Annotated in this window: 11 protein-coding genes and 1 pseudogene; 3 read left to right on the forward strand and 9 right to left on the reverse strand. The window is 39.2% G+C overall.

All coding sequences use genetic code 11. From position 1 onward, the window contains the following. The first annotated feature begins 243 nt into the window (after positions 1-243). The 3 genes from B3297_RS04340 (at position 244) to B3297_RS04350 (ending at position 3,125) form a co-directional block, all read left to right on the forward strand. On the forward strand, positions 244-1,146 hold the full coding sequence (locus B3297_RS04340; RefSeq protein ID WP_286778484.1) for a WD40 repeat domain-containing protein: 903 nt from the start codon (positions 244-246) through the stop codon (positions 1,144-1,146). Between the two features lie 124 nt (positions 1,147-1,270). Further along, positions 1,271-2,491 (forward strand): LVIVD repeat-containing protein, encoded by a 1,221-nt coding sequence (locus tag B3297_RS04345; protein WP_286778485.1) that lies wholly within the window; start codon positions 1,271-1,273, stop codon positions 2,489-2,491. 31 nt (positions 2,492-2,522) lie between these two features. Next, a complete protein-coding gene (locus tag B3297_RS04350) occupies positions 2,523-3,125 on the forward strand; it encodes a hypothetical protein (RefSeq protein ID WP_286778486.1) in 603 nt (200 codons plus the stop codon). A 131-nt stretch (positions 3,126-3,256) separates the two neighbouring features. Here the strand turns inward: B3297_RS04350 and B3297_RS04355 are convergent, their stop codons facing one another. The 9 genes and pseudogenes from B3297_RS04355 to dacB all read right to left on the reverse strand — a co-directional run bounded on the left by B3297_RS04355 (position 3,257) and on the right by dacB (position 12,912). Beyond that, positions 3,257-3,733, reverse strand: coding sequence for a GAF domain-containing protein (locus B3297_RS04355; protein WP_286778487.1), 477 nt, complete (start codon positions 3,731-3,733; stop codon positions 3,257-3,259). Between the two features lie 178 nt (positions 3,734-3,911). Beyond that, positions 3,912-5,768, reverse strand: a complete 1,857-nt coding sequence (locus B3297_RS04360; RefSeq protein WP_286778488.1) for a beta-N-acetylhexosaminidase — start codon at positions 5,766-5,768, stop codon at positions 3,912-3,914. A gap of 924 nt (positions 5,769-6,692) precedes the next feature. After that, a complete protein-coding gene (locus B3297_RS04365; RefSeq protein WP_286778489.1) occupies positions 6,693-7,079 on the reverse strand; it encodes a DUF2750 domain-containing protein in 387 nt (128 codons plus the stop codon). A gap of 80 nt (positions 7,080-7,159) precedes the next feature. Continuing rightward, positions 7,160-7,639 carry an ankyrin repeat domain-containing protein gene (locus tag B3297_RS04370; protein WP_286778490.1) on the reverse strand — a complete coding sequence of 160 codons (480 nt, stop codon included), beginning with the start codon at positions 7,637-7,639 and terminating at the stop codon, positions 7,160-7,162. A gap of 2 nt (positions 7,640-7,641) precedes the next feature. After that, complete coding sequence (locus tag B3297_RS04375; protein ID WP_286778491.1) at positions 7,642-7,833, reverse strand: hypothetical protein; 192 nt, start codon at positions 7,831-7,833, stop codon at positions 7,642-7,644. 187 nt (positions 7,834-8,020) lie between these two features. Continuing rightward, positions 8,021-8,179: pseudogene (locus tag B3297_RS24810) on the reverse strand (transposase); the annotation flags it as partial. Positions 8,180-8,497: 318 nt separating this feature from the next. Next, a complete protein-coding gene (ruvA, locus tag B3297_RS04380; protein ID WP_286778492.1) occupies positions 8,498-9,079 on the reverse strand; it encodes a Holliday junction branch migration protein RuvA in 582 nt (193 codons plus the stop codon). 32 nt (positions 9,080-9,111) lie between these two features. After that, complete coding sequence (locus tag B3297_RS04385; RefSeq protein WP_286778493.1) at positions 9,112-11,394, reverse strand: NADP-dependent malic enzyme; 2,283 nt, start codon at positions 11,392-11,394, stop codon at positions 9,112-9,114. A 93-nt stretch (positions 11,395-11,487) separates the two neighbouring features. Next, positions 11,488-12,912: a D-alanyl-D-alanine carboxypeptidase/D-alanyl-D-alanine endopeptidase gene (gene dacB, locus B3297_RS04390; protein WP_286778494.1), complete on the reverse strand. Its 1,425-nt coding sequence runs from the start codon at positions 12,910-12,912 to the stop codon at positions 11,488-11,490. Positions 12,913-12,940 lie beyond the last annotated feature (28 nt).

Below are 12,940 nucleotides of genomic sequence, written 5' to 3' on the forward strand. Positions count from 1 at the left end.
CATTCTCGTCGAATAAAATCCGAAACCGGGAGAAGGCTTTAAGCTAAGATGACAAAATAATCTGAGAAGTGCAGTATATTTGTGGATATACTGCACTTCTTGTTTTACCGGCTAACAATATGTATTGCTGTATTGGTCTTTACGAGATCACAGTTCGGTCAGTGGAGAATTTGGTCCTATAGCATAAAAAAATAGGCGTAAAACAGGCGATCCGAATAGAGAAGGCATTCTAGCGAAATTACTATGGATATTACATTAAAATCAACATTATCAGGACATCAAAACCCTATTTTTTGTGTAGAGAAGGGCTATTATAGGCATACATTTTTTACGGCTGGTAATGATAAAGGCGTTGTCGAATGGGATATTGAGCGGAATGCATTTAAGCGTATTCTCTGTGCAGTAAGTTCATCGGTTTACGCTTTACGTTTGATAACGGGTACACCGATTCTGGTCATAGGGTTGCGCGAGGGCAAGTTACTTTTTGTAGATGTCGAAGGGCAAAAGCTTGTAGCAAGCATACAACTGAGCAGCAAAGCTATTTTTGCATTGGCTTATATGTCCTGGAAAAATGAGCTTCTGGCAGTAGGTGAAGAGGGAACATTGTACGTTATTGATCTGGCAACTTATAAAAGTATTTATGAGAAGCGAATATCACCAACAACAATTCGAGCAATTGCAATTGATGAAGGACTTGGACGAATAGCATTGGGCGATAAAGATGGAAAGGTTTATGTGTTGGACAGTACTGACTTTCATGTTATAACTGATTCAAAATTGCATAGTATGCCCGCTACGTCGCTGGCATTTATCCATAATAAATTGCTAAGCGGTGGAAGGGATGCGCAATTGGTGATTTCAGACCCCAATCAATTGACAACTAATTTTTCCTTTGTACCTCATCTTTTTACCGTATATGGAATATATCCGCATCCTGAAGCGGCAATTTTTGCTACTGTCAGTCGCGACAAATCGTTGAAATTTTGGTCCACAGCCGATTTTGCACTATTGAAAAATATGAGTCGCGAGAAGATGCAAGATGGCCATCATTTATCTGTAAATGCAGGGGCATGGTCCGAAAATGGGCAATATTTCTTTAGCGTGAGCGATGACAAATTAGTGAAAGTCTGGGAATTTCATGTATAAAAGATCGGTCTGGAAGTACGGACTAATTTAGGCGCATAAAAAGTGAAGATCATTTGTAGCGAATTCATAATTATATCGTTAACTATGGTAATTATAAATTTAATTGACCTCATAGTTATATTTTATGAAAAGAATTTGGCTTATCCTATTAGGCTGTATAGCGCTTTCGAGCTGCGATAAAATCGAAAGTAAAGGAATGTATCTGGCGAGCGTGCCCATATTCGAAACAATGGAAAGTATACGGGCTAAAGCTAATCCTGTAAGCAGCCCTACGACAATTGTTCAAACTGGAAAGATCTATCTTTATCAAGATTACCTATTTATTAATGAACCAGGGAAAGGAGTTCATATCTTTAATAATGCCAACCCATCAAAACCCCTCGCGATGGCTTTCTTAAGTATTCCTGGCAATGTGGATCTTGCGGTTCTAGATGGAAAGCTGTATGCGGATAGTTTTACAGATCTGTTGACCTTCGATCTTGAAAACCCTGCATCTCCCAAATTATTGACACGGAATAAGGATGTGTTTAAGATGTTGCTTCAAATGGATTACTTCAATAACACTGCCGATCGCATCATTACAGGATTCAGAGATAGTCTGGTAAGCTATAGCCAAAAAGATAAATATTCACCCTATGACCGAAAAGAACTTCTCTATAATGAAACCAATTCAGGCTCAGGACAGGGCGGATCCATGGCGCGATTTACCATTGCCAATAAACATCTATATGCCGTGGACCAAACGACGTTGCACCTTTTTGACGTGCAGAATGCGAGTAAACCTGCCTATGTAAAGGATATCAAAATAGGCCCCGGTATTGAAACAATTTTTCCCTTTAAAAACAACCTGTTTATCGGCTCCAATACAGGCATGGTGATTTATGATATCACGATGGCATCTGCTCCCGTAGAATTGTCTCGTTATGCACATATTCGTGCCTGTGATCCTGTGGTTGTCAATGAGAAATATGCTTTTGTAACTTTACGTGCAGGCGTGGTATGTGGCGGACAGCAGAATTTGTTGGAAGTTATCGATATCCAAGATCTGAGAAAACCGACGTTGAAAAATACCTTCACTTTGGAGAACCCCTATGGCCTGGCGCTATCAGACCAAACCTTATATGTCTGTGATGGAAAATTCGGATTGAAGTCATTCGATGCCAGTGATGTAAGCCAAATAGGCAATAAGCTTTTAGAAACTCACAAAGATCTGATGAGCATAGATGTTATCGCTGGACCAAAATCGCTGATCGTTGTAGGAGAAAAAGGTGTGCATCAATATGATTATAGCAATAAGGCTAAATTGAAGGAATTAAGCATTATTCCTGTTATTAAATCCAATTAAGAAACCAATTCAAGCGCTTCATTATTCTGATATGAAAAGACTTTCGATTGCCATTTTGGCTCTTCTCGGGTATCTATCTGTTGATGCCCAAACAAAAAAATATACAAATCATAATGAATTTTCGGTTATTACTTATGGTCCTGCCTTTCTCGAATCTGGATTTGGCGTGCATACATTCCATGGTTTGCAGCTCCATGAACATATCGCTTTGGGGTTAAATACAGGGGTTGATCGGTATCCTGTAAACAATGAAGGATCAAAATGGTTTTTACCCCTCTCAGCCAAAGTAAATTATGTGGAATTCCCTGACAGAAAACGTAGTTTTTTTGCAGGATTGGATTTAGGCTATAGTTTTGCTTTCTTGAATAAAAACCTGATCGGGAGTAATTTAAAATATGAATATCAGGGCGGCTTGTTGGTAAATCCACAGCTGGGTTGGCGCTTTAAATTTAAGAATTCAGCGAAATATTGGTCTTTGGCAACAGGATATCGGTATCAGCACTATGGCCGGAAGGATACGTATACTCGACCCTCAGCAAGTTTACCAGACACTAGTATAGGGTATGGAACAACACAAATGGATAAAAAATATGACCTGCACCGTTTTACTTTACAGGTCGGATTTGGTTTTTAGGTATCGATCAGATGTTTTTTTATTAACAGGTATCGATTGCTTGAATTGTAAAAAATAGCGTAAGTATACGGTTTGTTTTTCAAATCTAGTCCGATACTTATGCTATTTCATTTGTTAGTTGTGGAGCTTATTTATTCGCTGTCTAAAAGCTGTAATATCTGTTTAAGGTATTGCTCATCGACTTCATCAAAACTATTTAATTCACTGCTGTCAACGTCCAGCACACCGATAATCTGTCCCTGTTTTAAAACGGGCAGCACTATTTCGGACCGCGAGAGCGAACTACAGGCAATGTGTCCCGGAAATTGCTCCACATCAGGAACAATCAATGTTTTTTCCTCTGCCCAAGCTCCCCCACATACGCCACGGCCTTTTTTGATACGCGTGCATGCAACCGGACCCTGAAAAGGGCCTAATACCAGCTCGTCTCCATCAACAAGATAGAAACCAACCCAGAAAAAATTGAATTGTTCTTTCAGTGCAGCAGCGATGTTAGCCAAATTGGCAATTTGATTAGGCTCGCCTTGTAAAAGTCCTCCAATCTGAGGAAGTAAATTTTGATATTGTTCTTCTTTGCTACCTTTAGCTATTTGTAAATCCTCTGCCATAAAAATCTATGTGAAAAAATAATCAAGCATTTGCCATCAGGACGACCATGCCAAACATGTTTTGCCTGTCCGGAAAGCTTTACGACATATTAAGCTCCAATCTGCATGAAATAAAAAAGCGCTAATACGCTGTTCAAAGTTAACAGAATATTAGCGCTTTCGCATCAGGCAAATGTTATTATTTCTTGGTGTTGATAATGTTCACCCGAATGTAGTTGCTTCTTTTGCCGGAAGGCGTTACAACTACGGCTTTGAAAACACGTTCCTTACTATTAGGAACCGTAATTTTCACTGGACCTGTATATTCTAAATCCAATTCTGAAGGATCATAGTTGTCCAATGTGTAATAAATTTTGGCTCCTTCAACAGATGGTTTCAAGCCTCTGATCGTATATTCCGAAGCATATACGGTGGTATCTGTGATGCCATATACTTCCGGTACACGATAGAATGTATTGGTTTGGTCAAGTTTAGCCAGCTGATTTGCTGCACGCTGTTCTGAGAAATTTTTCCAGTTCTTTTTCTCTGGCTGTGTCCAAGCAATTTCAGAAAGTGCTAATACGCGCGGTAGCACTGTAAATTCGACCTTATTGGATGATCCAATATACTCTGTCCAAATATTTGCTTGTACGCCTAAAACGTGCTTCTTGTTGTTTTCAGCAATTTTGCTAGGCATTGGGTCTGACGAATATACTTTGCTCAATGTGGAAAGTCCGCCGATACTTAAAGGTTCTCTGTTTTGATCAGGACCTTGTTTGTGATCGAAATATAGGCCATAGCTATTTGCCGTAATGATCACATCGTGACCTTGATTGGCGGCATCAATTGCACCTTGATCACCTCTCCAGCTCATGACAGTCGCATTAGGCGCTAAACCGCCCTCTAAGATTTCATCCCATCCAATGATACGTTTACCTTTGCTATTGATGTATTTTTCCATACGTTGGATAAAATAGCTCTGTAACTCATGTTCATCTTTGAGGTTGTTATCTTTGATTCTTTTTTGACAGAATGGACATGTTTTCCATTTTGTTTTTGGACACTCATCACCACCGATGTGGATATATTCGCTCGGAAATAGAGGAATGACTTCATCAATGACATCTTCCAATAATTTGAATGTCTCTTCTTTCCCGGCACAGAAAACATCGTCAAAAACGCCCCAAGTCTGAGCAGCCGTGTAAGGTCCGGGCTTGTCACCACAGCCCAATTCTGGATAAGCCGAAAGCGCTGCTAAAGCATGTCCGGGCATTTCGATTTCGGGTATAACCGTTACATATTTAGCTTTTGCATAGGCAACGACCTCTTTGATTTGGTCCTGGGTATAGAAACCACCATAAGGTGTATTGTCATAATCGCCATCTGTCTTGTAATTACCCAGTAGCGTTTGCTTGCGGTAACCGCCAATCTGCGTCAATTTTGGATGTGATTTGATTTCTATACGCCAGCCTTGGTCGTCTGTCAAATGCCAATGAAACGTGTTTAGCTTGTAAGATGCCAGAATATCAATGTATTTTTTTACAAACTCTACGGGAAAGAAGTGTCGGCCAACATCGAGATGTAATCCACGGTAGGCAAAGCGAGGTTCATCCTGGACGGAAGCTTGTTGAATTTCGATGCTGGCCTTTTTATCTACAGGTAGCATTTGGATCAACGATTGCATACCATAAAATAGGCCGGCAGCTTTTCCGTTAATTGTGGCACGGTCTGAACTAATGTTAAGTTCATACGCTTCAGCATTCGGGGATTTTGCGTTTTTGGAGGAGAAATAGATGCTATTGCTGCTCGCTGATTTCACTAGGGATAAATTGAGATTGTAGTTGCTTTTTAGGAAATCCTGAAACAATGTAGCAACTTTTTTGTCCTCTTCGCTATCAAAGGCGATTTTGGTGTTTGGGGTGATTTTGAATGTACCATTTTTAATTTGAACCTGTTGCGGTAATGGCACAATGTTCAAGGTAGCGTCTTTCTTTTCTTGCGCAAATACTGCTGCTCCTACACTTAGAGCCAGCGCAAGTGAAAATAGTTTCTTCATGCGTGAGATTATAACTGAAATAAGAAGTCCTAAAAATAGGTGAATAAATACGTTTTAGCAAAGAGAAAATGTAACAAATAGGGTATGAAAACACTGTTGAAAGTGTTTTTGGGCACTTAGAAGTATGTTGGGTAATAGTCTGTTTGGGGTAGATCAATCGTTTGTTTAGCCTGTTAAAGCTGACTTTTACTTTGAGGAATACGATCTAAATTCACGTAAAAAATTTGTGCTTTTTAACTGTTTTTTCTTTTTATGGACGGATGATCTACCTACAAATATCATTTGCTGTGCAGGAGGCTGATTTCGATGATTGCATCGATAGAGGAGATAATAACGTTGGGGCATCTTCTGACAACAGTTTATCTTTACTCTGTTATTACTTCTTAATTTATAGGTAGATGGAACGTATCTTATAGGGGTTTATCCGAACAAAGTCCGAATGAGGTCCCTATTAAGTCCCTATCAGCTCCTTATTATTTCTCATTACTTTCTTTGATTGATTCAAATTTGAAGCGTCGTTAATAAGGCTCGATTTATTTCAAAACTGAGGTTCGGGAAATGACCATACGGAAAACCAATAGTTATTTCACTATCTCCAAGAGTGGATGGGTTACACCATCAATTAAAGTATAAATGCGTTCATTATATTCTACGCTTTTCAAAACGCACTTGTATTTCTATCGTTTTTATATACTTGGTCCGATGCAAAATAATTTATTGAAAAATCGTCAAAAATAACTTCTCTGAGATCTTCAGTCGCTTTAATTTCTTTTAATTTTCAAAGACCAGATTGAAGTCTGTCGCGTCAAATTCGTTTTTATTAAGGGCCATTAGATCTTTTATATTTTCACGTATAGAAATATAAGTAAGACTTTTTTGAAAATGTTCATTGATGGTGGTAAAGATATAATTTATCACCCCCATTTAATATTTTTTCAACTCATCACTCAAATCTCTAGCAAATTCTATTAAGTTAACAATAAAACCTGCTTTTGAATTGACTGTAAAAACATTAATTAAGTATTTATTTTGCTCAATAAAATCTATCACCTCATTCTCAAATTCATTTAAAGTGATCTCCTTTACTTGGTAATTATTCCATTCCCGTACACTTGATAATAGTGCATATTCCCTAAAAGGCCATAATGAAAAGACATAATTTCCTTCTACCTCGGAAAGCGCATATTCGTTATTGCCATTAACTAAAGTATACATCCGCTCTGTATCAGCTACTCTTTTCAAAAAGTACATATATCTATCAAATGGCTTCAATTGAATTACCGAATTGATTTCTTTGTCCGTTAACACCATACTCAACTCATTAAAATGTAATAGTTAAACTTATAAAATATGTCATTTAATTTAAGCCTTTACTCATTCATAGACGCATGTCATTCAAAAAATTGCTTTACATTGTAATTTGCGATAGTATTTGCCAATTGCAATGGGCTCACACCTGCATTATTTTTACTATCCCGATTAGCTCCATGTTCCATTAATAATCTGATCATATCGCCTTTTCCTTGTGAAGCAAATGTTGCACGAAATAAAGCTGTATTTCCGTAATTATCTCTAATTTCAAGATTTGCACCATGTTCAATAAGTATTTTTGCAATTCCAACTTGATAGTTTTGTGCGCAATAATGTAATGGTGTCCATCCTAAATTATCCTGTACGTTCACTTCAAATCCTCTTTTTATAAAGAAATTTACTAAAGCAGAATTATCATCAAGCACAGCATGGAATAATATTGTCCTTCCTTCGCTATCATTTTTTTTAACGTCCAACCCAAGTCTAAATAATTTTTCAATATCAGTAAATCGGTTTTGATGTATTAGCCTGATAGCTTCTTCGAAATCTTGCGCATCCATATTTATTCAATATCTTTAAAAATTAATTCCCGAATATTATTATAAGTTTCTAGATAAAAGCCATCGGAAAAAGATTCATAGTAACGGTAATAGTCCTCATCCAACTTTTTGATATTTTTATTTCCGACAAAGTGAGCCAATATAAGTCCTTTCATTCCTTTAAAAATTGGTCCAGTCAAGAATGTACTATTCACATCTTTATTGACGGCTTTTTCAATTTCGTTTAAATTGCTAAAAGTCTCAAAAAACTTAAGTGCAACATCTTTAAAAATAGAAACTAGAATATCAATACCTGTTTCGAAAAAGTTCTATATATCTTTTATCTTCATTTATCTATATCCTCTCTTTTAACTCTTGTTGTTCTTGGAGTAGTATTACCAATCACGCATCATGTTTTCTATAACCGAAACACTCATATAGCGAAACGATCACGTTCTCAACTCCGTCAATCATGTTCTTGCGTCTGAGAACGACGATGGGATTGAATGTACCATTGCGATCTCGGGGAACCTGAATTTCCAGATCTCCCTGATCCCCACGAAGTGCCCGTTGTGGGAGTTGCCCTTACCACTGCGCTCATGCTTTTCATAGCCAAGGTGGCTGTCCATTTCTCCTTCAAGCGTCTGCGATACTGCACGTACCTGTAATTCGCGGAAAAATGATTGCAGCTCTAACCCGTCTTTAAAACTCTTTAAGAACTCCTTGTCGTTTAATAGTGGCTCTTTGTCAATCACACTTTATGTGACGGTGTCTTTTTGTCATATTAAAGAGTATTCCATATTGGCACACATATTAGCCACTATTAACACATTTATTAAAAGTGGAGAGCATTGTTGCTTTGTAGATATTAAAAAGCTCCTATAATCTTTTTAGGGCGAGCTTGATCATATCCTCTACGGAAAGATTGCTTTCGGCCTTTAGAATGGTGTTTAACACCTTTTCTGCCGCGGCTTTGTTGAATCCGAGCATCACTAGTGCTGACAATGCTTCGTCCGGAACTGATTGGGATTGGATAGGTGATGCCAGAGCTTCGAAGCCCTGTTTTTTTAATTTATCCTGAAGCTCCAATATAAGACGTTGTGCTGTTTTAGGGCCGATTCCTTTAATCTTTTGAATGAGGGCAACCTGGCCATTGACGATGGCAGACTGGATCTCATCGGGTGTGTTTGACGATAGGATCATACGGCCTGTATTGGGGCCAATACCGGAAACAGAAATCAAATTTTCGAATAATTTTTTCTCGCCTTCTGTCGCAAAGCCATACAGCGTGTGTGAGTCTTCCCGAACTTGAAGTGAAATAAATAGTTTACAATTTTCCTGATCCTTGATTTGGGAAAAGGTATAGAGCGAGATGTGGACATAATAACCAATCCCACTCACATCGATAACAACGTGAGTGGGGGCTTTATATGCTAATTTTCCATTGAAATATTCGTACATAGTATACGAATATAGGAAGATTTTAAGCTATTCTATAAATTTTTAAGATGTGCTTGTACATCTACTACGGCAATGGTAACCATATTGACGATTTCGCGCACAGAGCTATCCAATTGCAATACGTGAATCGGTTTGTTCATACCCAAAAGGATTGGACCTACAGCCTCAGCTTCACCAACTTCTTGCAATAATTTATAAGCGATATTTCCGGATTCTAAATTAGGAAATACGAGTGTATTTGCAGATTTTCCGTTTAAGCAGCTGAAAGGGAAGTTTGCTGTCAACATTTCGCTGTTTAAGGCGAAGTTCGCTTGTAGATCACCATCAGCAACAATCTCTGGATGTTGATCGTGTAAGATCTGCGCTGCTGCTCTCACTTTTGTTGGTGTTTTTCCTTCACTTGAACCAAAATTAGAGTAAGATAGTAATGCAATACGTGGCTGAATGTTCATGCGTCTCACAGCTTTATCCAATAACAGGGTAATGTCTGCTAGTTCTTGTGCTGTAGGGTCTTCATTTACGGTTGTATCACCCATGAAGATTGGTCCTTTTTTTGTTAACATCATATACATACCTGCGACACGGCTGCCTGGTTTAGCACCGATTACATGTAATGCCGGACGGATTGTATTTGCATAATTTTTGGTCATACCGGAAATTAGGGTATCAGCTTCGCCAAATTCCACTAAAGAGGCACCAAAATAGTTGCGGTCGTACATCAACTTACGGGCATCGTATTTCGATATACCACGGCGTTGTCTTTTGATGTAAAGATGCTCAATAAATTTCTTCGAACGCTCCGTTTCGTTGTCGACTTCAGCAACTGGGTCGATAATTTCAAGACCGTCCAGTTCAAAAGCATATTCTTTGATTAAACGTTCGATTTTATCTCTTCTACCTAAAAGAATTGGAATCGCGATGCCTTCTTCTTTAACAATCTGTGCCGCACGCAACGTTTTGTAATTGTCTGCTTCTGCAAAGACAACACGTTTGGGATCTCTTTTAGCAGCCATAGTCAAATTGCGCATAATCGCATCATCTTTCCCAAGACGTTTACGTAGGGCATCGCTGTATTGATCCCAATCTTCGATTACGGTTTTTGCTACACCCGATGCGATGGCAGCTTTTGCAACAGCCATGGAAACTTCAGTGATCAAACGCGGATCGGTAGGTTTTGGAATGATATATTCTTCCGAGAATTTTAAATTGCTCGTGTTATAGGCTTGATTTACTTCTTCTGGAACAGGTTGTTTTGCCAAGTCTGCAATTGCACGCACTGCGGCAATTTTCATTTCCTCGTTAATTGCTGTTGCACGTACATCCAAAGCACCACGGAAGATATATGGGAAACCCAATACATTGTTTACTTGGTTAGGATAATCTGAACGACCTGTACCCATGATAATATCGTTACGTGTTGCCATCGCCAAATCGTAAGCAATTTCAGGATTTGGATTTGCCATTGCCAATACAATTGGGTTTGGAGCCATCGATAACAACATCTCTGCCGACATGACGTCTGCTGCCGATAGACCGATAAATACATCCGAATCTTTTACAGCATCTGCCAGGGTGCGAATATCGCGATCTGTTGCATATTGTGCTTTCATGCTGTCTAGATTTTCTCTATCAGTACGGATTACACCTTTGCTGTCCAGCATCACAATATTTTCTTTGCTAGCACCTACTGAAATATACATTGCTGTACACGACATTGCAGCTGCTCCAGCACCATTGACGACGATTTTTACTTTTGAAATATCTTTACCGATAATTTCACAGGCATTGATCAATGCCGCACCTGAGATGATTGCCGTACCATGTTGGTCATCGTGCATCACTGGGATGTTCATTTCTTCTTTTAGACGGCGTTCGATTTCAAAACATTCCGGTGCTTTGATATCTTCCAGGTTGATCCCTCCAAAAGTAGGCTCCAATGCTTTGACAATGTTGACAAACTCATCGACATTTTTGGTGTCCACTTCGATGTCAAATACATCAATGTCGGCAAAAATTTTGAATAATAAACCCTTACCTTCCATGACTGGTTTACCAGCTTGGGCGCCGATATCGCCTAAGCCCAATACTGCTGTACCATTACTGATAACAGCAACAAGGTTTCCTTTTGCGGTATATTTATAAGCATCTTCTTTGTTCTCAGCAATAGCCAAACATGGCTCCGCTACACCTGGAGAATATGCTAATGATAAGTCTCTTTGCGAATTTGTTGGTTTGGTCGGAACAACAGCTATTTTACCAGGTCTACCCATTGCGTGGTAGTTTAACGCTGCCTGTTTACGATTAGTGTTACTCATTACGATTTTATTAATTTAAGGCTACAAATCTATCATTCTTTTTGATAATTGGAAATATTTGCCAATATCTTATTATAATTAGACAATAATATGTTACTTCAGGACATCAAGCAGTTTAAACATTTGCTGACGCATGTTGGAGGCCGACCCAGCATAGTTGTTAACCAATAAAGTGTAGGTAAATGACTGTCCTGTTTTATTGGTATGTACACCTGTATAACCAAGTACGCCACCAATTGTTCCGCTTTTCATCTTCATATTGTTATAGGTGGGAAGACTTTCATAGAAAGCAGGGTACCAACTTTGTTTTTGTGCATACTGCATAATCTTATTCATCGCTGACGTGGTCACACGATTTTGAGGCGATAGTCCCGAACCATCCATGCTATTGAGTTCACTAGGTTTTAGGCCTAATTTGGCATTCCAATATTTCTGTATATAATAGGCGCCATCGTCTGTGCCTGTTTTACCCGCTGTTGTGTAAGCGATCGCTTTCAATAGGGCTTCTCCATAGAGATTGATGCTCTTTTGGTTAAACCAGTAGACAATTTTATCTAAGGTTGGGGATAGGTGGATATCCAGGGTTTGTTTTTTTGAAACATCAACTGAATCCATCTTTGTTCCGGTAGCAGGCCGTTCGCTGGCAATAATACCGTTGTTGTTTAAGACTTCGTTTAATTGATAAGCCAGATCGTAAGCTGGATCGGGAGAGGAGAGCTCAATTGTTTTCTTGAGATCCTGCCCATACGAACCACGCACAAATATCTTGGTTGAATAGGGGGCAGCATAGGCGTATACGTTGTCGCCGCTTCCTGATTTACCAGTGGTCGTTTCATTGATAATTTCCAGGTAGGGAACTTGAGCTGTATAACTAAGGATCTCTGCTTTGGCGCCAATTTTATTACTTGGGGTAAAATTGATGCCAAAAGCGTTCTCACACCAATTGAGCGAAGAAATCCCCGCGCCGTAGTAGTTACCCATGTCAGTCCAGATCCAGCCACCCGGAAGCTGGTTCCCATTATAAAGCCGATCATCGGCAATGATAGCGCCATTAATACTTTTGATACCGGCATTTTGGATCGCTGTAAGCCACTTGTTCAGTATCGTTGTTGCCTGAGTCTCGGGATAGCGAGCGCTGCCCAGGGTAGGGTCTCCCGTACCTGTCACAATAATACTTCCGTTTAACACACCGTTCTCGTCGATTTCACCTGTATAATACAGGGTTGTTTTGAACTGAAAATTCTTGCCCAGGAAGTCCAAGGCCGTCGCCGAAGTGATTACCTTCATGGTGGACGCGGTTGCTAGTCCGATATTTTCATTTGCCGCGAATACAGTCTGGCCTGTTTTTCCGTCGAAAACTATCAGTGAGCTCAAACCATTCCTGAGGCTTTCTTGGTTTTGAAACTGGGTAAAAGCATCCTGGATTTTACTGCGAAGATCCTGCGCGAATAATGGAGTAGTAGCGGTCGTTAACGCGTAAGTAGAAAAAGCAATGGTACTTAGCAGAAATTGGTTCATATATAATATTTTTTTATCGTCCTATGGT

Source organism: Sphingobacterium sp. UBA3519, assembly GCF_002377215.1.
Lineage (GTDB): Bacteria > Bacteroidota > Bacteroidia > Sphingobacteriales > Sphingobacteriaceae > Sphingobacterium > Sphingobacterium multivorum.

What these genes read in the sequence shown, in the direction of transcription:
- B3297_RS04370 (WP_286778490.1), bottom strand. Translation starts at nt 7,639, where the DNA reads ATGGATGCGCAAGATTTCGAAGAAGCTATCAGGCTAATACATCAAAAC.
- B3297_RS04360 (WP_286778488.1), bottom strand. Translation starts at nt 5,768, where the DNA reads ATGAAGAAACTATTTTCACTTGCGCTGGCTCTAAGTGTAGGAGCAGCA.
- B3297_RS04385 (WP_286778493.1), bottom strand. Translation starts at nt 11,394, where the DNA reads ATGAGTAACACTAATCGTAAACAGGCAGCGTTAAACTACCACGCAATG.
- B3297_RS04345 (WP_286778485.1), top strand. Translation starts at nt 1,271, where the DNA reads ATGAAAAGAATTTGGCTTATCCTATTAGGCTGTATAGCGCTTTCGAGC.
- B3297_RS04355 (WP_286778487.1), bottom strand. Translation starts at nt 3,733, where the DNA reads ATGGCAGAGGATTTACAAATAGCTAAAGGTAGCAAAGAAGAACAATAT.
- ruvA (WP_286778492.1), bottom strand. Translation starts at nt 9,079, where the DNA reads ATGTACGAATATTTCAATGGAAAATTAGCATATAAAGCCCCCACTCAC.
- B3297_RS04350 (WP_286778486.1), top strand. Translation starts at nt 2,523, where the DNA reads ATGAAAAGACTTTCGATTGCCATTTTGGCTCTTCTCGGGTATCTATCT.
- dacB (WP_286778494.1), bottom strand. Translation starts at nt 12,912, where the DNA reads ATGAACCAATTTCTGCTAAGTACCATTGCTTTTTCTACTTACGCGTTA.
- B3297_RS04365 (WP_286778489.1), bottom strand. Translation starts at nt 7,079, where the DNA reads ATGGTGTTAACGGACAAAGAAATCAATTCGGTAATTCAATTGAAGCCA.
- B3297_RS04340 (WP_286778484.1), top strand. Translation starts at nt 244, where the DNA reads ATGGATATTACATTAAAATCAACATTATCAGGACATCAAAACCCTATT.